The 21,550-nt window shown below is 60.4% G+C and carries 16 protein-coding genes; 5 read left to right on the top strand and 11 right to left on the bottom strand.

Features of this window, described 5'->3' with window-relative positions:
• Positions 1–290: 290 nt before the first annotated feature.
• From KI236_RS09770 to KI236_RS09760, 3 genes are read left to right on the top strand one after another with little or no spacing between them, the layout of a single operon-like run.
• Positions 291–1,151, top strand: a complete 861-nt coding sequence (locus KI236_RS09770; RefSeq protein WP_212821544.1) for a DegV family protein — start codon at positions 291–293, stop codon at positions 1,149–1,151.
• Between the two features lie 7 nt (positions 1,152–1,158).
• On the top strand, positions 1,159–1,623 hold the full coding sequence (locus tag KI236_RS09765) for a glycosyl-4,4'-diaponeurosporenoate acyltransferase CrtO family protein (protein ID WP_212821542.1): 465 nt from the start codon (positions 1,159–1,161) through the stop codon (positions 1,621–1,623).
• Entirely contained in the window at positions 1,620–2,717 is a 1,098-nt protein-coding gene (locus KI236_RS09760) for an MGDG synthase family glycosyltransferase (protein ID WP_212821540.1), read from the top strand. The genes KI236_RS09765 and KI236_RS09760 overlap by 4 nt, the downstream gene beginning before the upstream one ends.
• A gap of 244 nt (positions 2,718–2,961) precedes the next feature.
• On the opposite strand, the gene KI236_RS09755 is transcribed toward KI236_RS09760, so the two are convergent.
• A complete protein-coding gene (locus tag KI236_RS09755; RefSeq protein ID WP_212821538.1) occupies positions 2,962–6,876 on the bottom strand; it encodes an efflux RND transporter permease subunit in 3,915 nt (1,304 codons plus the stop codon).
• Between the two features lie 435 nt (positions 6,877–7,311).
• Here KI236_RS09755 and gap point away from each other — a divergent pair, with 435 nt between their 5' ends.
• Entirely contained in the window at positions 7,312–8,379 is a 1,068-nt protein-coding gene (gene gap / locus KI236_RS09750) for a type I glyceraldehyde-3-phosphate dehydrogenase (RefSeq protein ID WP_212821536.1), read from the top strand.
• A 477-nt stretch (positions 8,380–8,856) separates the two neighbouring features.
• On the top strand, positions 8,857–9,786 hold the full coding sequence (locus KI236_RS09745) for a DMT family transporter (RefSeq protein ID WP_212821534.1): 930 nt from the start codon (positions 8,857–8,859) through the stop codon (positions 9,784–9,786).
• A 365-nt stretch (positions 9,787–10,151) separates the two neighbouring features.
• On the opposite strand, the gene cysS is transcribed toward KI236_RS09745, so the two are convergent.
• From cysS to KI236_RS09695, 10 genes are all read right to left on the bottom strand, one after another.
• Entirely contained in the window at positions 10,152–11,603 is a 1,452-nt protein-coding gene (gene cysS / locus KI236_RS09740; RefSeq protein ID WP_212821532.1) for a cysteine--tRNA ligase, read from the bottom strand.
• Positions 11,604–12,040: 437 nt separating this feature from the next.
• The gene (gene pgsA / locus KI236_RS09735; RefSeq protein ID WP_212822014.1) at positions 12,041–12,562 is read right to left on the bottom strand and encodes a CDP-diacylglycerol--glycerol-3-phosphate 3-phosphatidyltransferase; all 522 of its coding nucleotides are present in this window, start codon (positions 12,560–12,562) and stop codon (positions 12,041–12,043) included.
• A 9-nt stretch (positions 12,563–12,571) separates the two neighbouring features.
• Complete coding sequence (gene rimO, locus KI236_RS09730) at positions 12,572–13,900, bottom strand: 30S ribosomal protein S12 methylthiotransferase RimO (protein ID WP_212821530.1); 1,329 nt, start codon at positions 13,898–13,900, stop codon at positions 12,572–12,574.
• A 15-nt stretch (positions 13,901–13,915) separates the two neighbouring features.
• Positions 13,916–14,533, bottom strand: coding sequence for a RecX family transcriptional regulator (locus KI236_RS09725; RefSeq protein WP_212821528.1), 618 nt, complete (start codon positions 14,531–14,533; stop codon positions 13,916–13,918).
• Complete coding sequence (gene recA, locus KI236_RS09720) at positions 14,523–15,632, bottom strand: recombinase RecA (RefSeq protein ID WP_212821526.1); 1,110 nt, start codon at positions 15,630–15,632, stop codon at positions 14,523–14,525. The genes KI236_RS09725 and recA overlap by 11 nt, the downstream gene beginning before the upstream one ends.
• Positions 15,633–15,866: 234 nt before the next feature.
• A complete protein-coding gene (gene prmC, locus KI236_RS09715) occupies positions 15,867–16,733 on the bottom strand; it encodes a peptide chain release factor N(5)-glutamine methyltransferase (RefSeq protein ID WP_212821524.1) in 867 nt (288 codons plus the stop codon).
• 248 nt (positions 16,734–16,981) lie between these two features.
• Complete coding sequence (locus KI236_RS09710; protein WP_212821522.1) at positions 16,982–17,935, bottom strand: DUF1385 domain-containing protein; 954 nt, start codon at positions 17,933–17,935, stop codon at positions 16,982–16,984.
• A gap of 76 nt (positions 17,936–18,011) precedes the next feature.
• Positions 18,012–19,481 (bottom strand): HAMP domain-containing sensor histidine kinase, encoded by a 1,470-nt coding sequence (locus tag KI236_RS09705; RefSeq protein ID WP_212821520.1) that lies wholly within the window; start codon positions 19,479–19,481, stop codon positions 18,012–18,014.
• Positions 19,481–20,164, bottom strand: a complete 684-nt coding sequence (locus KI236_RS09700) for a response regulator transcription factor (RefSeq protein WP_212821518.1) — start codon at positions 20,162–20,164, stop codon at positions 19,481–19,483. Before KI236_RS09700 ends, KI236_RS09705 begins: the two co-directional genes overlap by 1 nt.
• 12 nt (positions 20,165–20,176) lie before the next feature.
• Entirely contained in the window at positions 20,177–21,490 is a 1,314-nt protein-coding gene (locus KI236_RS09695) for an FG-GAP repeat domain-containing protein (protein ID WP_212821516.1), read from the bottom strand.
• Positions 21,491–21,550: the final 60 nt, after the last annotated feature.

The following is a 21,550-nucleotide window of genomic DNA, read 5'->3' as shown; positions in this document are numbered from 1 at the left end:
CCCCGCCCCTACGCACCACAAAGAAACCCACCGTTCCCCTTGCAAAAAATCGTGTCATTGCGAGACCAGTGACCGATGTCACTGGTTGTGGCAATCCGCATCCCCCGTCCCCTCGGCCCCCTTGCCTGCTGTGGTCTGTCGGCGATTCTTCCCTTCTCCAAAGGCCATTTTTCTTTCTCCCCCCATCCTACCACATTTCCTCTCAAAAAACGACCCTAATTTTGAGTTTCGCTTGAGCTTTCTCCCTTATAATGCTATACTGTAATACAAGACATAGGAGGAACCTTGCCGTGTCCAGACCCGTATGCATCACATATGACAGCACCTGCGACCTTACCCCCGCTCTGCTGGAGCGCTTCCAAATCCGTACCGTACCCCTGACCATCCAGAGCGGCCAGCGCACCTTCCCCGACGACGGCAGCTACACCGCGCTGGACCTCTATGCCGACTATCAAAAGGACGGCACCCTGCCCAAGACGGCGGCGGTAAGCCCGGAGGAATTCAAAAACTTCTTTGCCCCCATCCTGGACGAGGGCTTTGACATCGTCCATATCGACATCAGCTCCAACCTCTCCTGCACCTGTCAAAACGCCCTCCTGGCCGCCACGGAAATGGAGGCAGCCCACCGCATCCATGTGGTAGACAGCCGCCAGCTCTCCACCGGCGGGGCTCTCCTGGCCCTCCAGGGCTCCAAGCTCCGGGACCAGGGCCTGCCCGCTGCGGAGATCGCGGAGGAGCTGCGCCGTCTGGCCCCTCTCAGCGACACCAGCTTCGTCCTGGACACCCTGCAGTTCATGTGGAAGGGTGGCCGCTGCAGCGGTGTCACCGCCCTGGGTGCCAATGTGCTGAAGCTGAAGCCCTGCCTGGAAATGCGGGAGGGCAATCTGGTGGTCTGCAAGAAATACCGCGGGTCTATCGAAAAGGTCTACCCCCAGTACATCTCCCAGCGCCTTGCGGGCAAGTCCGTGGTGGAGGACTGGGTCTTTATCACCCACTCCGGCCAGGTGTCCGAAGAAACGCTGCGGGAGCTGACAGAGCAGGTCAAAGCCGAAGCCCCCTTCCGGGAGGTGTTCATCACCCAGGCCGGGTGTACCGTCTCCTCCCACTGCGGCCCCAAGACCCTGGGCGTTCTGTTTTTAAGAAAGGAATGATCTCCCCATGCCGCCGCTTCTGAAAGGCGTTTTCTACCTTCTGGCCCTGAGCCTGCTGGCCCACCCCGTGGGCCAGGCCCTGCCCCGCCGCTGGTTTTCCGGTGACCGATGGCCCTGGGCCTCCGCCCCCTTTGAAAAGGAGGGCCGGTTTTGGCGCAAATTGGGCGTCCACCACTGGAAGGACAAGGTGCCGGACATGAGCCGCCTGTTGGGCGATATGGTCAAAAAGCGGCTTGCTCCCGACGGGAAAACCGACTATGCCCTCCTGGTGCAGGAGACCTGCGTGGCCGAGTGCGTCCACTTCTGCCTGGGCCTTCTGTCTCTGGGTGCCTTCGCCCTTTGCCGAAGCGGCTGGATGGTTTGCATCGTGGCCGTATACATTCTTTTGGGAAACCTCCCCTTTCAGATCATCCAGCGGTATAACCGTCCCCGGCTGCTGCGCCTTATGCGGAAAGCGAGAAAAGCAAAATGAAAGTGACGATCTTCACCTGCGCCACCGGCGGCGGGCACAACAGCACCGCCGCTGCCATCGGCCGGGAGCTGACGGCCCGGGGCCACACCCCTGTTATCCGGGATGCCCTGGCCTTCCTGCCTAAGTCCTCGGCTAACTTTATCAGCAAGGGCCACAACTTTGCCTACCGCTATGCCCCCAAGCTCTACGGCGTAGGCTACCGCCTGGAGGAGCGAAACCCCTCCCCACTGCTGTATGAGCAGTCCATCAAGGGGGCCGATCTCCTCCGGGAAGCCCTCCGGGCCGATGGGGCCGATGCCGCCATCTGTGTCCATGTGTTCCCGGCCATGATGATAACCGAGCTGCGCCGCCGGGGGGAGCTGTCCCTTCCCGCCTGGTTCGTGGCCACGGACTACACCTGCTCCCCCGGCGTGGGTGAGCTGGATATGGACGGCTACTGCATCCCCCACCCGGCGCTGCTGGAGGAGTTTGCCGCCGCCGGGCTGGACCCCTCCCGGCTCCACGCCACGGGCATCCCTGTCTCCCCGGACTTCATCCGCCCCCTGGATAAGCAGACGGCCCGCCGCGCCCTCCACCTGGAGAATAAGCGCCATGTCGTCGTCCTGGCCTGCGGCAGCATGGGGGCAGGCCCCATGCGCTCGGCAGCGGAGAAGATCGCCCGGGAGCTCTCCCCGTCGGAGGACAAGCTGGTCATGGTCTGCGGCAGCAACCGCCGCCTCTACCGCAGCAGCAAGCTCACCCTGGAGGAGTACCCGCAGATCCAGGTGGTGGGCTTCACCAAGCGGATGCCCCTGTACCTCCACGGCTGCGACGCCCTGGTCACCAAGGCCGGGGGTCTTACCACCACCGAGGCCGTGGCCGCCGGAGTCCCCCTGCTCTATTTGGATGCCGTCCCCGGCTGCGAAACCAGAAATCTGGAGTTCATGTCCTCCCGGGGCTATGCCCTGGCCGCTGCGGACGAGGCGGAATTGCCCCCGCTGATCCGGGGTCTCTTCTCCGGCGCCATCGACCCGGAGACCATGCTCCGCAACCGGGAAAAAAACTTCCCCCGGGACGCGGCCAAGGCCATTTGCACTCTGGTGTGTCCGGCGTAAAAACGGCACCGAAACGGCACCGAAAACCATCACCGAATTGGCACCGAATTGACACCAACCTTCACCGCACTTGCACCGCGGTGAAGGTGTTTTTTTGCGTAAAAAAAAGCGGCCACCCGCCAAGGGGGTGGTCAGTCTGTCAAAGACTGACGCAGGGCGATACCGGTTTCGGTATCGCCCTGCGTGCAGCTATTGAATAAAAATCGCGATTTTTCTCCGGGGGTCTTTTACGGGCGGAAGGGCTTTACGGTGTTTCAGCGGGGGTCTTTTCCTCGTAGGACAGGTCGCTCTCGGACACCTTGCGCAGCTCCTTACGGCTGATGATGTCGTACATACACGGCACCACCAGGAGGGTCATGAGGGTGGCATAGACCAATCCGCCGATGCAGACCAGGGCCATGGGCTGCATCAGGGCTGTGCCTGCATCGCCGCCAAAGGCCATGACCAGCAGGCCCAGGATCGTGGTGATGGAGGTCATCAGGATAGGGCGCAGTCGGGTGACGCCCGCCTCAATGATGGCCTCTTGGCGGTCCATGCCCTCCAGGCGCAGCTGGTTGATATAGTCCACCAGGACGATACCGTTATTGACGATGATGCCCACCAGCATCACAAAGCCGATGAGGGACACCACGCTCAGCTCCACTCCGCACACAAGAAGGATGATAAAGCCGCCGGTGAAGGCCAGAGGGATGGTGAACATGACAATAAACGGAGACTTCAGGGACTGGAACTGGGCCACCATCACCAGGTACACAAGCAGTATGCCCAGCAGGAGCATGAGCAGGAGCTGCTGCATGGCCTCCATGATGGTCTCGTTTTCGCCGCTGAACTCGGCAGTGGTGCCCGCCGGGAGGGTCAGGGCTTCCACCGCCCGAATGGCCTCGGAGGAGACCCGGGTCACATTGTGATCCTCGTCCACAGCGGCGGTGACGGTGATGCACCGGCGCTGCTCCTGACGGCTGATGGTGCTGAGGCTCACGGTGCGCTCCAGGGTGGCCACCTCGCCCAGCTTGAAGCTATCGGCGGAGGCAGCAGCCGCAGCGGAGCTGCCCAGGGAGGAGCCGCCCATGGAGCTGCCGCTCATGGAGGAGCCGCTCATAGCGCTGCCCGTGCCGCCGGACATAGAGCTCATGGCACTGCCGGTAGAGGAGCCGGGGGTGATCTCCAGGTCCATAAGGTTATCCAGGGTCACCTGCTGCTCCTGGGGCCGCCCGATGGTGACGGTCATATCCTGACCGTCTAAGGTCATGTCCGCCCCGGTGGTGGTGCCGGACAGGGCCTGGGCCACCTGCATATAGATCTGGGCAACGGTCATGCCGTGGGTCATGGCCTTCTCCCGGTCCACGGTGATATGGATGGCGGGGACGGCATCCTCCAAGCCGTTGGAAACGCTCTCTACGCCGGTAACGCCCTCCAGGGCCTCTCCGGCCATTTTGGCGGCCTCCTGGAGCGCGGTCATATCATCGCCGTACACCTGCAGGGTGATGCCGCTGCCGGTGAGCATCTGGGTCATGCTGTCCGCCGCGCCGGCATAGGAGACGGTACACTCCATATCCTTGCACAGCTCCACCAGCTCCCGGCCTGCGGCGTTGCCGCTCTCCCCCTCCGGGACGATGATATAGGCCGTAACATCGTAGTCACCCCCGGTGCCGCCCATGCCGCCCATATTCATCATGGACATGGCGGAGCTGGAGGACATGGCCGCGCCGACGGTCTGGACATTGTCAATGGTCAGCGCCCGGCGGGTCACCTCGTCGGCAAGCTCGGCGGCCTTATCATGGTCGCAGCCCTCGGGCATGGTGATGGTGGCGCTGACGGTGTTCAGGTCGATTTCGGGCATGAACACGAAGCCCCGGTGAATGGTCAAAGCTGCCGAGCCTACCAGCAGCACCACCGCCGTACCCAGCACCGCAGCCTTGTGGCGCAGGGACCAGGCCACGGCCATGCGGTAGCCGGGATAGACCTTATCCAGCAGGCCCGGCTTCATGGGCTTCTGCTTTTGCAGCATACCCGCCGCCATAGCCGGAACCAGGGTCAGGGCAATCAGAAGGCTGGCCAGGAGGGAGAAGGTCATGGTCAGGGCCAGGTCTGTGAAGAGCTGCTTGGTAATGCCCTCCACGAACACGATGGGCAGAAACACGCACACGGTGGTCAGGGTAGAGGCAGTGATGGCCCCCAGCACCTGGCCCGCTCCGGCCACCGCCGCCTGGCGCACATTGGCGCCCTGAGAGCGGAGCCGGTAAATATTCTCAATGACCACCACGGAGTTATCCACCAGCATACCCACCGCCACGGCCAGGCCCGACAGGGAGATCATGTTGATGGTGACACCGCAGAAATACATAAGCACCACGGCGAAAATGACACTGATGGGGATGGAGACCAGGGTGATGACCGTGGGGCGCAGGTCACGCAGGAACAGATACAGGATCAAAATGGCAAACAGGGCGCCCCAGGCCAGGCTGGAAAAGATGGAGCCGATGATGATGCGAATATAATCCCCCTGGTCCATAAGGGCGGTGAAGTGCAGGCCGTCGTACTCCTGCGCCAGCTGGTCGAAGCGGTTGGAGATGTTTTTGGATACCTCCGCCGTGGCATAGTTGGACTGCTTATTAAAGGTGACGGTGACGCCGTTTTCGCCGTTGAGCTTGGCATAGATCTTATCGCTGTTATCGGTGACGAATACCTCCGCCACATCCTCCAGGCGGATGGCGTCTACCCCCTCCAGGCCCAGGTCCAGCAGCACTAAATGGCGCAGGTCCTCCTGGGTGGTGATCGTATCGCCCACGGACACCATATACTGCACGCCGTCCTCCTGAACATAGCCTGCGGGCATGGAAAAGTTCTGCGCCGTAAGCAGGGCGGAAACGGTGCTCAGCTGCAGCATGCCAGAGAGGTCTGTCTGGGCCAGGGCCGCCGAGCGGCTCTGCTCCAGTGTGGCCAGGCCCGAATCCAGCTGGGTCAGGGCCAAGTCTATCTGAACGCTGCCGGAAATGAGCTGCTGGGCCCCCTCAGCCAGGGTCATGGCTCCGGAGGTGATCTTCTCCACCAGGTCAGCCAGGACAGCGTTATCGGACTTGAATTGCCGGATCTTTTCCTGGAGCTGACGGAGCTGCTCCGCTGTTTTCTCGATTTCATCCCGCAGATGGTCCCAGTCCGTACCCAGGGCCTTCAAGCGCAGGTCGATCTCCGCCAGCTCGGAGGTGATGCGGATATATTCACTCTCGGCCTTGATGGCGGCGATCTTCTCCTCCTTCTGCTCGGGCGTCAGGAGGGGGTTATTCTCAATGGCGGCAATGCGGGCATCGTAGCCGGCCTTTTTTGCCTCCAGCTCGGTTTTCCGCTGCAAAAGCTCTTGGAGCAGGGTCAGTCTTTCCCGGAGGGACTGCTCCTGGATATCCATTTCCCGGAGGCTATCCCGGACGGCCAAAAGGGCCTTTTCCGCCGTCTGCGAAATGGCCGTCTCCTCTGCCGTGCGGATGGCCTCCTTAGCGTCCAAAAGCTGCTGGCGGGTCTGCCGGAGCTGGTCCCGGGAGGCGTCTAACCGGGCACTGACGGCGGCGGCCAGCTTTTCGGACAGGGCGTCCAGCTTCTCCTGACTGAGGATCACATTCATCTGCCGCTGCAATACGCCGCTGACGGAGACGCTGGCTACGCCGGTGATACCCTCCAGCTTAGCGGAGAGGGTACTGTCTACAAACTCGGAAAGCTCCGCCACATCCATCTTGTCGCTGGACACGGCCGCCACAGCCACCGGGAGCATGGTGGGGTTTATTTTCAGCACATAGGGGGTGCCCACGGTATCATCCCAGCCGCCCTGGAGGGTGGCTATTTTCTGCTGGATGTCCACGCCCGTGGAGTCCATGTTCACGCCCTGCTCAAACTCCAGCACCACCATGGAGACGCTGTTTTGGCTGGAGGAGGTCACATGCTTTATTTCATTCAGCGTAGCCATGGCCTGCTCCATGGGCTTGGTGATGTCCGCCTCCACGGTCTCGGGGCTGGCACCGGGGCTGGTGGTCACAATGACCACATAGGGGAAGTCCATATTGGGCATCAGGTCCGGCGTCATCTTCAGGTACGCCACCACACCCAGCACCAATATGGCCAGCACAGCCACAAACACCGTAAGGGGTTTTTTCACGCTGAATTTCGGCATCCGATCCACTCCTCTTTTTGGGCGCAGCGCGCCCAAAGTCCTCCGGGTTTTCCGGCAAAAAGTGTGCCGCCTGCACAGGCAAGCTCCGGGAGGCTTTTTTGACACATTATATAAGGGTAAGTTTAGCATGGGGGATTTTTTTTTGCAAGAAGGAGGCTGCATTATTTACGAAAGCGTTACAAAAAAAAGGGTGTCCGGTGGGAGCGGAATTTACGGCAAAAATTGGATTTGCTCATTTGAGATGTATGGAATGTTTGGGTATGATTTTTGAAATTTTTGTTGAATTCCTATAAAAGGAGTTTAAAAAAGAGATTATTTTCGTCAATGATTTTTGAAAATTGCACAAGACAAACGCCGTGGGCATGATATAATGATTTTAGATGAAAACGCCTCCGTCGGGGGCAAGTCTTGAGGATGAAGAAAGGTACTTTTGCTATGGCGATTAAAATTGGTATCAATGGTTTTGGCCGTATCGGCCGGGTGATCCTGCGCATTTTGATGAAGAATCCGGAGAAGTTCGATGTGTGCGGCATCAACCTGCGCAAGGCCGACATCGACTACATGGTCTACCTGCTGAAATACGACTCCGTATTCCGCAATTTTGAGGGCACGGTGGAAAATCTGGACGGCAATCTGGTGGTGAACGGCCACAAGATCCGCGTGTTCAGCGAGAACGATGCCGCCATGATCCCCTGGTCTCAGTGCGGGGCGGAGTACATCCTGGAATGCACCGGTGCCAACAACACCACCGAGAAGGCCTCCCGCCATTTCAAGGGCGGCGCCAAGCGTGTGCTTCTCACCGCCCCGGCCAAGGACGAGGTGACCCCCACCTTCGTTTACGGCATCAACAGCAAGCTCTATCGCCCGGACATGAAGGTGGTTTCCAACGCCAGCTGCACCACCAACTGCCTGGCTCCCCTGGCCAATGTGATCCACGAGGTCTTTGGCATTGAGCAGAGCCTTATGTCCACCATCCACGCCTCCACCGCCAAGCAGAAGGCTGTGGACTCCCGCGGCGGCAGCGACTGGCGCACCGGCCGCTCCATCCTCAACAATATCATTCCCTCCACCACCGGCGCGGCCAAGGCCGTGGGCCGGGTCATCCCCTCCCTGAAGGGGAAGATGACGGGTATGTCCTTCCGGGTGCCCACCGCCGATGTGTCTGTGGTGGACCTGACCGCCAGACTCTCCCGTCCCACCAGCTACGCCGAGATCTGCTATGAGATTCGCCACGCCAGTGAGACCAACATGAAGGGCATCATCGGCTACACCAAGGACCAGGTGGTGTCTACGGACCTCATCGGCAACCCCTGCCCCTGCATCTTCGACGAGAGCGCCGGCCTGATGCTGGACCACGACTTCGTGAAGCTCATTGCCTGGTACGACAATGAGTGGGGTTACAGCTGCCAGGTGGTGCGGATGCTGGATCATATGGCCACCATCGACACCGAGGAGGAGGCCAAGGAGGCCGACGCCGCCAAGCAGGCCGGCGCCGCTAAGTAAGCAAGCAAGTCGTACATAGATTACCCTCTTTTAAGCGCCGAGCCGCTGCAGTTTTTGCAGCGGCTCGGCGTTTTTTTTGGGGCGGATTGCCACGGGGCGGTGCGCCCTCGCAATGACAGGGATTTTTGCAAGAAGTGCGGTGCAAGACAGGCGGGCGACCGCGAGGGTCGCCCCTACGAAAGTGTTACAAGGGGTGCGGTGGGGCGGGCAGGGGCAGCGGCCCCTACGGTGGGTTGGCCGGTACGATGGCCTTTCTTTTTAGGATGATTTGTCCTATTTCATTTACCGCTGGCTGATCTGCCATTCGTCTTCATAGATCATGTCGTCGATGTCTTTCTTGTCTTTTTCCATGGCGCTTCCCTCCCCTTTTTTCATATACCTGACAGTATATGCGGCGGGGCGGGATTTATGTCCTTGCAGGGCATGACTTTCTATGTTAGTATAGAGTTAATTTTGAGGAAAAAGGTCGTGTTTTTTATGTCCGGTTCCCGCAGGCATACGGTGGCCGTGCTTACGGCGTGCGTTGCCTTTGTGATTTTCGGCTTCAGCTTTATGTTTTCCAGCATCGCGCTGTCCATCACGGCGCCGATGGTGCTGCTGTGCTGCCGGTTCGTGGCGGCAGTGGTGACGCTGTCTCTGGTGGTGGGTCTCAACGCCCTGGTGGGACGCATCCGGGGACGGGCCTGGTTCTCCTTTTCCCTGAAGGGGAAGCCTCTGGGCGGATTGATCCTGTTGGGACTGGTGCAGCCGGTTTTCTATCTGGTATTTGAAAATTACAGCATTCTCTACACCTCCTCCGCCGTCACAGGGACGGTGCTGGCGGTGGTGCCGGTGATCTGCATTTTGGTGGATGTGTTCGTGAGCCACGAGTCTGTGAGCAAGCTGCAGGTGGTGTGCGCCGTGGCCTGCGTGGCAGGCGTGGCCCTGGTGGAAACGGGCGGGGAGAGCCGGATGAGCCTCCTGGGCTCCTTCTGCCTGCTGATGACCCTGGTGTGCGATGTGGGCTACTACGCCCTGAGCCGCCGGGCCTCCCAGCAGTTCAGCCCGCTGGAGGTGACCTATGTGATGTTCCTGATGGGTATGCTGGTGTTCGTCCCGGCGGCGCTGATACAGGGACGGGGACAGATGGCGGAGCTGTTTCTCCCGGCGCTGCGGTCCGGGGCCTTTTGGGGCAGCGTATGGTTTTTGGGCGCGGTGTCCTCTGTGGGCGCCTACGGCCTGCTGAACTTCGCCAATGGCACTCTCACAAACTCCGAAGCGTCTCTGATCGGCAACATCGGCACGGTGGTGTCGGTGCTGGCGGGGGTGCTTCTGCTGCACGACCCCTTTACCCCGGTGCAAGCGGCGGGGGTTGTGGTGATCCTGGTATTCGTTACCCTGGCCAATTTGCCGAAAAAGAAGAAATAGATGAAATCATGGTGCGTGCAGGGTATGGGGTGTTCGTTTGCGGGAAGCTGGTGCGGGGAGGAATCCCCCAGTCACGGCTTCGCCGTGCCAGCCCCCTTTAGGCAAGGGGGACGGGGGAAGCGGATTGCCACGACCAGTTTGCGAACTGGTCTCGCAGTGACACATTACAAGAAATGCGGTACAAACCCGGAGGGCGGACAGAGGCGTCCGCCCCTACGGGTGGGTTACAAGAGACGCAACGCAGGCGGGCGGCGGGGTGAGGGCACCCCGCCCTACAGGATGTTCCTAACAGTATATATATATATATATAGCAAATCGCCCGAAGATAGGCTTCGGGCGATCTTTTCTCATTTGTTGGGTTTTTCTCAGATGCGCTTCCACTTGGCGCCGCCGGGAACATCGGTGACTTCCACACCCATGTCCTTCAGGGCGTCGCGGATGCGGTCAGCCTCGGCAAAGTCCTTCGCCTTTTTGGCGTCCTGGCGCTGACGGATCAGCGTCTCCACCCGGGCATCCTCCTCCCCGCTCTCGCTAACCACGGTGAAGGCAGCGGGACGGGCGGCCATCTGGGCCAGCTTTTTGCGCTGCTCAGCCGCTTTTTCCGGCAGCTTCAGGCCCAGAACACTGTCGAAATCCGCCAGCACGGCGCACTTAGTGGCACCGTTTGTCTTGGCCTTGAGCACATCGTAGAGCACCGTCACAGCCATGGAGGTATTCAGGTCGTTATCCATGGCCTTGGTGAATTTCTCCTTCAGCTCTGCGGCAGCGGCTTCGTCCACGGGGCCGTCGCCCGGGTCCAGGGCTGCGATTTTCGCAATGAGCTTGTTAAAGGCCACGGTGGCATTATCCAGATTCTCCCAGGAGAAAACCAGGCTCTTGCGGTAGTGGCTTTGCAGGCAGAAGAAGCGGTAGGCCAGGGGGTCGTAGCCCTTTTCCTCCAGGAGGGAGACGGTGAGGAACTCGCCCTTGGACTTGCTCATTTTGCCGCCCTCGGTATTCAGGTGGGCCACATGGCACCAGTGGGGGCACCAGGGATGGCCCAAATAGCTCTCGGACTGGGCGATCTCGTTGGTGTGGTGGGGGAAGGCGTTATCCACGCCGCCGCAGTGGAGGTCCAGGTACTCGCCGTTATACTTCATGGATATGCCGGAGCACTCAATGTGCCAGCCGGGGTAGCCCACGCCCCAGGGGGAGTCCCACTTCAGGGCCTGATCCTCGAACTTGGACTTGGTAAACCAGAGGACGAAGTCGTTTTTATTGCGCTTATTGGCATCCTCCTCCACGCCCTCACGAACGCCCACGGCCAGGTCCTCCTCGTTGTGGTCGTTGAAGATATAGTACCGCTCCAGCTTGGATGTATCGAAGTACACATTGCCGCCGGAGAGGTAGGCATAGCCGGTGTCCAGGAGCTTGGTGATGATCTTGATATAATCGTCAATGAGGCCGGTGGCGGGCTGGACCACATCCGGGCGCTTGATATTCAGCTTGCGGCAGTCGGCAAAGAAGGCATCGGTGTAGAACTTGGCAATCTCCATGACGGTCTTATGCTCACGCTTGGCGCCCTTGAGCATCTTGTCCTCGCCCTCGTCGGCGTCGGAGGTCAGGTGGCCCACATCGGTGATGTTCATGACGCGGTTCACATCGTATCCGGCGTAGCGAAGGTACTTCTCCAGCACATCCTCCATGATATAGCTGCGGAGGTTGCCGATGTGGGCAAAGTGGTAGACGGTGGGGCCGCAGGTATACATCTCCACATGGCCAGGGGTGTGGGTCTTGAACTCCTCTTTCTTGTGGGTGGCGGAATTATACAGATACATGGTCAGGTCTCCTTTATGGTTGCAGTTTTATTATATAGACGGATTTGCGGGGGATGCGGATTGCCACAGCAGTGACATCGGTCACTGGTTCGCAATGACAGGGTTTTTTACAAGGAGTCGGTGCAAGGCCGGGCGGGCGGACAGGGGCGTCCGCCCCTACAGGTTGGCTCCAACTAAAAACGCCTCCCATGCCCGGAGGCATGAGAGGCGAAAAAATCGCGGTTCCACTCTCGTTTATCACTCAATGGGGGCCTTTTACGCAAGGCCGGGCGGAGGGCGTCTGCATCCCCCGCGCTCCCGGACGCACTTTCCGCGCCGCTTCACAGGGCGGCTTGCAGCCGGTGACCGCCCCTCTCTTGGAAAAGCTGTGGCGCGTACTCTTTCCGATCAACGCGCTATGTAGTTTACAGCCATTTTAGCAGGCTTTGCCCTTGGTGTCAAGATTCCTTGAAAACATCCCAGTTTTTGGCGAAATATTCCACGCCGGAATATACCGTGGTCACCAGGATGACCCCCTGGCAGACATAATTGAGCACCTGGGGAATGCCGAAGAGCATCAGGCAGATGCAGACCATGGTGCTGGCGGTCTTGACCTTGCCAGACCATCCGGCGGCAATGACCCGGCCCTTTTCCACGGCCACCAGGCGCATACCGCTGACGGCAAACTCCCGCAGCAGCACCGCGGCCAATATCCAGCCGTAAAACTCCCCGGACTCCACCAGGCAGCACAGGGCTGCCATGACCAGGCACTTATCCGCCAGGGGATCGGCAAACTTGCCAAAGTCGGACACCTGGTTATAGTGCCGGGCGATGTACCCGTCCAGCAGGTCCGTGAGACAGGCCGCCACATAGACGGCCAGGGCCACATACCGGTAGCCGGGAAAGCCCCAGTACATCACCACCAGGAAAACCGGGATGAGAAAGACCCGCAGCAGGGTCAGCTTATTGGCTGTATTCATGGGCATAGGTTATTCCTCCGTTTCTATCACTTCGCCGGTGAGATCGCCGTCCATAGTGCCCGTAATACGCACGGACACGAACTGGCCGGACTGAACATCCCGATCCGCTGTAAAATAAATCACGCCGTCGATGCCGGGACTTTCGGCATAGCTGCGGCCCACATAGGCCATGGCCTGGGGGTCAAAGCCGTCGCACAGCACCTCCAGGGTAGTGCCCAGGCGGGTATCGTTGAACGCGTCCATCACCTGGCTTTGCAGCTGCATCACCAGCTCAGCACGGCTCTGGGCCTCGTCGCTATCCACCCGGTTGAGCATCTTGGCTGCCGGGGTCCCCTCCTCCGGAGAATAGGGGAAGGCGCCGGCCCGCTGGATTTTCTCCTCCTGCAGGAAGTCGCACAGCTCCTCAAAGGCGGCCTCGTCCTCATAGGGCAGGCCCGTGATGACGGTGGTGCGCAGGACCAGGCCGGGGATACGGCTGCGAAGCTTTGTAAATAGCTGATGCAGACCCGCGTTAGTCTCCCGGCGGCGCATGGCTTGGAGGATGGTATCGTTGCAGTGCTGGATAGGGATATCCATATACTTGCAGATTTTCGGCTCGGATGCGATGGTGTCTATGAGCGCATCGGTAATGCTGTCGGGGTAGAGGTAGTGCAGGCGAATCCAGTGAAAGTCCAGCTTGCACAGCTCCCGCAGCAGCTCCGGCAGCTTCTTCTCTTTATACAGGTCGATGCCGTAGCGGGTGATGTCCTGGGCGATGACGATGCACTCCTTTACGCCGCTGTCAGAAAGGGCCTTGGCCTCGGTGAGGATGTCCTCCATCCGGCGGCTGCGGTACTTGCCCCGCAGGGCCGGGATAATGCAGTAGGCACAGCGGTTGCTGCACCCCTCGGCGATGCGCAGATAGGCATAGTGCATGGGGGTGGAAATGACCCGGGGCAGTTCCTCCACTGGGCCGCTGATGTCGGCAAAGTGGCTGAATTTCTGCCCGGCGGCCACCTGCTCCACGGCGGAAACAATGTCGCCGTAGCTGCCGGTGCCCATGATGCCGTCCACCTCCGGAAGCTCCTCTAAAAGCTCCGCCTGATAGCGCTGGCTCAGGCAGCCGGTGACCAGGATTTTACCCACCCGGCCCGCTGCCTTCAGCTCCGCCACGGAGAGAATGGTCTCGATGGCCTCCAGCTTGGCACTGTCGATGAAGCCGCAGGTGTTCACCACCACCACATCGCTGCCGGCGCAGTCCTCCTGCACCGTCATGCCCGATTGCAGGCACAGGGCCATCATCTGCTCGGTGTTTACACGGTTTTTGTCACATCCCAGGGATATAAATGATACGATCACGGTTTTTATCTTCCTTTATTCCTGAATCTCGGACTCCAGGCGGCGAAGGGGGGCCTGGATATCCTGCCACGAAAAGCCCCGGCGCTGCAGGGCGGCAGAGAGCTTGCGAAGAAGCGCCTCGTCCACGGTTTTATTCCGGCAACGGGCCCGGAGAAAACGCTCCGCCGCTTCCTCCGCCGGGGGCATTTGAGAAAGAAGCTCCTCCCACAGATCCCGGGGGATGCCCCGGTGGCTCAGCTCCTGGCGGATGCGGCCGGGACCGTAGCCGGAGGCGCTGTAATGCCGGACAATGGCGGCGCCGTAGGCCGCCTCGTCCACCGCACCCAGCTCCTCCAGCCAGAGGGCGGTGTCCTCCGCCGTCTCCCTGTCGCCGCCCCGGCGGGTGAGATGCTCTACCACCTGCTTCTTTGACAGCATACGGCTGCCGGTGAGCTGGGCGCCCCGGGCCTTCATTTGGGAGGTCTGGGCGGCCTTTTTCAGCTCCACCACCGTCTCCTCCGAAAGCTCCGCGCCCGGGCGGAGGTCATAGTACAGCAGTTCGTTTTCGGTTATTTTCAGCAGCTCGCCGCCCTCTAAAAAGACCAGTATCCGGTTCTTTTTATGCTTGGACGGCTCCACGCGCTCAATCCGCATCGTCGAAATCGTCGGCGGACACATCCACGGCCCGGCCGGCAGCCCGGGCGGCTACCTTGGACTGGTTGCTCATGAGCTTGTGGAAATTCTTGCGGATCTCCTGCTCCACGGCGTCGCACTGGTCGGGGTGGTCCACCAGATACTGCTTGGCTGCGTCCCGGCCCTGGCCCATGCGCACCTCGCCCAGGCTGAACCAGGAGCCGCTCTTCTGAATGAGGTCCAGCTTCACACCCAGGTCCAGAATCTCCCCTGTGCGGCTGATGCCCTCGCCGTACATGATGTCAAACTCCGCCTCACGGAAGGGAGGGGCTACCTTGTTTTTCACCACCTTGGCCCGGGTGCGGTTGCCGATCATCTCGCCATTGGCCTTGAGGGTCTCTATCCGGCGCACATCAATGCGCACGGAGGCATAGAACTTCAGAGCCCGGCCGCCGGTGGTGACCTCGGGATTGCCGTACATGACGCCCACCTTCTCCCGGAGCTGATTGATGAAAATGACCACGGTATTGGTCTTGGCGATGACGCCGGTGAGCTTGCGCAGAGCCTGGCTCATGAGCCGGGCATGGAGACCCACGAAGCTGTCGCCCATCTCGCCCTCGATCTCCGCCCGGGGCACCAAGGCCGCCACGGAGTCCACCACCACCACATCAATGGCGCCGGAGCGCACCAGGGCCTCGGTGATCTCCAGGGCCTGCTCGCCGGTATCGGGCTGGGAAATGAGCATATCCTCGATCTTCACGCCCAGGGCCCGGGCATAGGTGGGGTCCAGGGCATGCTCGGCGTCCACGAAGGCCACCTCGCCGCCCTTCTTCTGGGCCTGGGCCAAAATATGCAGGGCCAGGGTGGTCTTGCCCGAGGACTCAGGGCCGTAGATCTCAATGATGCGCCCCTTGGGAACGCCGCCGATGCCCAAAGCCACATCCAGGGCCAGGGAGCCGGTGGGAATGGCCTCTACATTGGTCTCGGCGTTATCGCCGTAGCGCATGATGGAGCCCTTGCCGTACAGGCGCTCGATCTGCTGCATGGCCCCCTCCAGAGCCTTTTTCTTGTCGGACTTGTCCACCACCGCGGCGGCGGTGGGCTCTTTCTTTGCTGCCATGATCCATTCCTCCTACATTATAATTCCATTATAAATATAAGTTTTAGCTTAATAAGCCTCGCAGAGTTTGCCGCCCGCAGGCGGCAAAAAATTAAAATCATTTTTCACCGCGACATGCGCGTGGTGAAAAATACCTCTCAGGCTGCCAGTGTGGAATTTTGCCGCAAGGCGGCAAAATTATGCGCGCAGCAGACTGCCATCCCTTTGGCAGAAAAATCGAAGATTTTTCGCCAGTTATATCTCGTCGTAAAGAATGCCCTGCACCACCCGGGGGATGCCGGCGGGGTCGGGGGTGATCTCCAGATCCCCGAAGCCAAAGGAGCGCATGATGCGCAGCACATCATCCGCCTGACCGATGCCCACCTCGAAAAGAAGCATTCCGCCGGTGCGCAGAGCCTCCCGCCAGAGGCTGCTGACGGCGCGGTAAAAGTCCAGGCCGTCCTCCCCGCCGTCCAGAGCGCTGCGGGGCTCGTAGTCCCTCACGGAGGTGTCTAAGCCGGCGATGTCGCCGGAGGGGATGTAGGGGGGGTTGCAGAGGAGGCAGTCGAAGGTACCCAGGCGGCTGGGCGGGGACTGCATGGCGTTCATCTGCAGGGGGGCCACCCGGTCGGAGAGATCGTTGCGGCGGATATTTTGGCGGCAGATCCGCAGAGCTCCCTCAGACAGATCACCCAGGGTCACCCGGCAGTCCGGCACCTGGCTGGCCACCGCCAGGCCCACGCAGCCGGACCCGGTACAAAGGTCCAGCACCCGGCTGCCCGGATTCACCCGGAGAAAGGGCAGGGCGCAGTCCACCAGAGTCTCTGTGTCTGCGCGGGGAATGAGCACCTGGCGGTCGATGTCCAGGGGCAGGCCGTAAAACTCCCACTCGCCGATGAGATAGGCCACCGGCTCCCCGGCCAGGTGCCGCTGCACCAGACTGCGGACCTGCTCCTCCACCACCGGGGGTACATAGAGCTGCCCGTCCCGCAGGAGCTGCTGGCGGGTCTTGCCGGCGGCAAAGCACACCAGCTCCCGGGCCTCCAGGGTGGAGGCTCGTATTCCGGCCAGGCGGAGCTGCTGGCGAATATCCATATACAAATTGTTATATGTAATGGCCATAATACTATTCGTTGTCACTTTCTGTGGAAATTTGGAATTTTTTAACTTGCAAAGTCTAAAATGGCCTCGCAGAGTTTGCGTCCGCAGACGCAAAAAATGGGGATCATTTTTCACCGCGACATGTGCGTGGGGAAAAATACCGCTCAGGCTGCCAGTGTGGAATTTTTGCGCCCGGCGCAAAAATTATGCGCGCGGCAGGCTGTAAGCCTTTTGGCAGAAAATTCCGCAGGAATTTTCGCCAGAGTTCTTTACCAGGCGTCCTTGCCTTTTTCGTCGGGCAGAACCAGTTTCAGGGCCTCGATGGCCACCTCCAGCATGGAGTCGTCGGGCTCGAAGGTGGTGAAATTTTGCAGCCACATACCCGGCGCCGACAGCACCCGGGTGACGGCGTTATCATGACGGCCCACGAAGCGGTTAAACTCGTAGGTGATGCCCACCACCGGCACCAGCAGCAGCAGATGCATCCCGATACGCACCCACAGATTCTGCCACTCCACCTGGGTAAAGGCCAGGGAGGAGAACAGGATGGACACCACGATCACCACGAACAAAAAGCTGGTGCCGCAGCGGGGATGATGCCGGGGCTGGATGCGGGCGTTTTCCACCGTCAGGGGCAGGCCCGCCTCATAACAGAAAATGGTCTTATGCTCGGCGCCGTGATACTGAAACACCCGGTGCACATCCTTTTGCTTGGAGCAGAGGATCAGGTAGGCCAGGAATATGGCGATCTTGATGACACCCTCGATGAGATTGTGGACCAAGGCGCTTTGGGCATGGAACAGGCCCGCCACAAAGGTGGGCAGCAGCATGAACAGCAGCAGCGTAAGCCCCAGGGAAAGCACCAGGGACACGCCTACCAGCACGCTCTGGAGCTTTTCCGCCGGCACATGCTTCTCCAGCCATGTATCCAGCTTGGAGGGCTGGGCAGACGCATCGTCGGGGAAGTAGTCCGCCGAGAACATCAGGGCCTTGATGCCCTTGACCATAGAGTCCAAAAAGGTCACCACGCCCCGGATAATGGGTAGGCCCAGGATGGGGTACTTGTCCCGCACCAGCTTCAGCTCCTCCACCTTTGTCACCAGGCCCTCCGGGGCCCGGACCACGATGGCCTGCTTCTCCGGGCCGCGCATTAAGATGCCCTCAATGAGAGCCTGGCCGCCGATGGAGGTACGGAAGGTTTCTTTCTTTTCGCGTTTTGCCATGTGTCAGTAAGTCCTCTCTGCTTCCCCCACAGTATAGCACAGCCGTGGAGGAAATGCAACATTTGTTCTACTATTTTTATTCTTCTTCGCGGGAAATCGGCAGGCGGATGGTGACCACGCAGCCGCCGCCGGGGGCATTACCGATGTCGAAGGTGCCCTCGTGGCGGTGGATGATCTCATCGCACACCGCCAGGCCTATGCCGCTGCCCCGGGCCTTGGAGCTGCCCTTATAGAACTTCTGCTTCACATAGGGAAGCTCCGCCTCCGGGATGCCAGGGCCATAGTCCCGGACCCGTACCGTATAGTACTCTCCCTCCTGCTCCATGGACACGGTGATGCGCTTGCCGGAACCGCCGTGCTTGGCGGCATTGTCCAGCACATTGCACAGCACCTGCTTCAGCCGCTCCGGGTCGCCGGTGATGGGCCGCTCGAACATCTCCCCGGCATTCAGATACTCCAGGTCGATGCCGTCCTGACGGAAAAGCTCCCGATAGGTGTAAATGGCGTCCTCCACCTCGGCCTGAAGGTCCATCTGCTCCACCCGAAGGGTAAAGCGGCCGTCCTCTATCTTGGAGAACTCCAGCAGCTCCTCCACCATGTTGGTGAGTCTGCGGGACTCCCGCAGAATGATCCGCACGCCCCGGCGCAGCTGCTGGATGTCGCCGCCATCGTCGGCCAGGAGGGTCTCGCCCCAGCCGTTGATAGCGGTAAGGGGGGTGCGCAGCTCATGGGACACGGAGGAGATGAACTCCGTCTGCATCTTCTCGCTCCGGCTGATTTGCAGGGACATCTGGTTGATATTGTCCACCAGCTGCCCCATTTCATCCTCGTATTTATTGGGGATCTGGATGCCGTAGCTGCCATCGGAAATGCGCTTGGCGGCCTCCGTCACCTCCGCCACCGGGGCGGCGATCCGGCGCATAAACACCAGGTTCACGCACAGCACCACGCCGCTGATGACGGCTGCCAGGCCCATGACGGCTACGGCCAGCAGGGCCACCTGCTTATCCAGCTCCCGGGTGGAAGTGACCAGGCGCAAAGCGCCTACCACGCCGCCGTCATACTCCAGGGGTGCGGACACGGCCAGGATATTCTCCCTGGTAAGGGGGTCCCGCCCGGTGAAGGAGTCCATTCTTCCGGTATCCAGGGCCCGGCGTACCTCCGGGGTCTCCGGGGTGATGCCCACGGTCTGACCCCGGCTGGAAATTTCCACGCGGCCATTGCGGTCTAAAAACTGCAGCTCAATGGTGTCCGCCTCGTCGAAATTCCCGGCGTAGAGCACCGCGTTGCGATAATATTCGCTGTAGTTGGCCATGGCATAGGTATTGAAATAGCTTGCCCCGGCCCGGGCCTTATTTTCCAGGGCGAAGCGGGCATTGCTGTAATAGCTCGCCACCAAGACAACCGAGCTGAGGGCGGCAATGAGCATGAGAATGGTGATGACCGGAAACACGCTGGTGATGATCCAGCGGCGGCGCATACCCATCATGCGCCGCTTGCGGCCGTGGCTGACCTTAGCGGTATCCCCGGCGCTCCTGTCCTGCATTATGCGTCCCACTTATAGCCGTACCCCCATACCGTGGTGATGTAGGTGGGATTGGTGGCGTTATCCTCGATCTTCAGCCGCAGGCGGCGGATGTTCACATCCACGATCTTCAGCTCGCCGAAGTAATCCCGGCCCCATACCAGGTCCAAAATTTCCTCCCGGGACAGAGCCTTGCCCGGGTTCTCCATGAACATCTTCATAATAGCGTATTCCATCTGGGTGAGCTTAATACGCCGGCCGTCCTTCTCCAGGGTGCGGTTGCGGGTGTTGAGGACGAAGGGCGGCTGGGTGAGCTGGCCCGACATCTCCTCGGCCATGCCGGAGCGGCGCATGAGGGCGTCCACCCGGGCCGTAAGCTCCGCCGGAGAAAAGGGCTTTGTCACATAGTCGTCGGCGCCGGTCATCAGGCCCGTGACCTTGTCCATCTCCTGAGACCGGGCCGTGAGCATGATGATACCGATACGCAGATTGGTGGCCCGGATACGGCGGCACACCTCGAAGCCGTCGATGCCGGGCAGCATGATGTCCAGCAGGGCCACCCGGATGTCCGGGTTCTGCTGCAGCTTTTCCAGGGCCTCCTCGCCGCTCTCGGCCTCGATAACATCGTAGCCCGCCCGGCGCAGATTGATAACGATAAAGCTGCGGATGCTGCTCTCATCCTCTAAAACCAGTACTTTTTTCATTGCCCTCTCCTCTCAGTTTCCGGCGGCCCAAGCCGTCGAGATCAAATAGAAATGGCTGTTGACCCACTCGTTGCTCACGCCGATGCGTTCGCCCTCCTCCGTGATACGCATGGCATACGCCATGTTGGAGCGGAGCATCAGCAGCGTACGCCCGTCGCTGCGGGCCTCCCGGTCCCGGTCCTCGCCGCTGAAGCTGTACAGGTACAGCACCGCCTCCCCGTTACACTGCAGGGTCACGCAGGAGCCCTTGTCGGTGCTTATGATGTCGGTGCCCTTCATGCAGCCGTGCCAGTCTTCGCTGAGGGTCAGATACCAGCCGTCGGGCTGGTTGTGATAGGTGTCCATGACCCAGACGCTGTCCCCGCGGTCATTGTACCGATACCAGCAGAACACCCGGGCCGCCGAGCGAACGGTGCTGTCGGCGGGATAGGGGATCTCGATGATGCCGTCGTTATTGATGTCCTGGGGACGGAGCTGGCTGAAGGCGTAGCGGACATCGGTTTTCCCGGTGCTGCGGCTCTGGGTCACATTTTTAAGCTCGCCCTCCCGGCTCACCAATATGTCGGTCATGGCCTGGTTGCCCTCGTCCACGCCGGTGATGAAGGCGGCGTTGCTCTGGCTGTCCAGCTTGCCGCAGACGATGCTGCCCCGACTCAGCTCCGCCGCCGTGCAGCTCAGGCGACATGGGCTGCCGCTGCGCAGCTCCCCCTCCCGCCAGCGGAAATGCTCGGCCAGGGTGGCGCCGTCGGCATCTGTGCGCAGGAGCAGCAGGTCAAACAGACCGTCGCTGTCCAGATCGTCCACCACAAAGCGGCTGTATCCGCTTTGCATCATCACCTCGGGGGTATTCCCCCGCAGGCGATACACGGCCACCGTCTGCACCTCTGTACTGATGCGCCAGCCCACAGCCACCTCCAGCTTGCCGTCGCCGTCAAAGTCCCGGAAGGAAATGGAATCAATGGAGGTGCCGCCGGACTCAATGGTGCAAAAGAGGGTGAACGACTCCTCCTCCGACCGGAAAAACAGAATCTTCAGGGGCTTCTCGTCCGACGCGCAGCGGAAAAAGGCCACCGCCTCCTTGCTGCCGTCGCCGTCCAGGTCGATCATCTGCAGAGACTGCATATTGTTGCCGCCGGTGGGGTTTATATATTCGTAGCCGCTCTTCAAATAAGTGTTGAGGGTGTTGGACAGGCCCGTGTACTCCACCGGCACCTCCGGCAGGGTAAACAGGTTTTCCGCAGAGGTCTCCAGGGCGCAGCCGCAAAGCCCCAAGGCCAGCGCCAGGCTCGCCACCAAAACTGCCATTTTCTTCTTCCACTTCTTCACGCCTCACCCTCCCATGTGTCGATTCTTATACAGAATATACTATACCACGAATCGTGCCGT

Source organism: Vescimonas fastidiosa (assembly GCF_018326305.1).
Classification (GTDB): domain Bacteria; phylum Bacillota; class Clostridia; order Oscillospirales; family Oscillospiraceae; genus Vescimonas; species Vescimonas fastidiosa.
The sequence above is the reverse complement of the archived record's forward strand: the minus strand, read 5'-3'. Positions and strand labels throughout refer to the sequence as shown.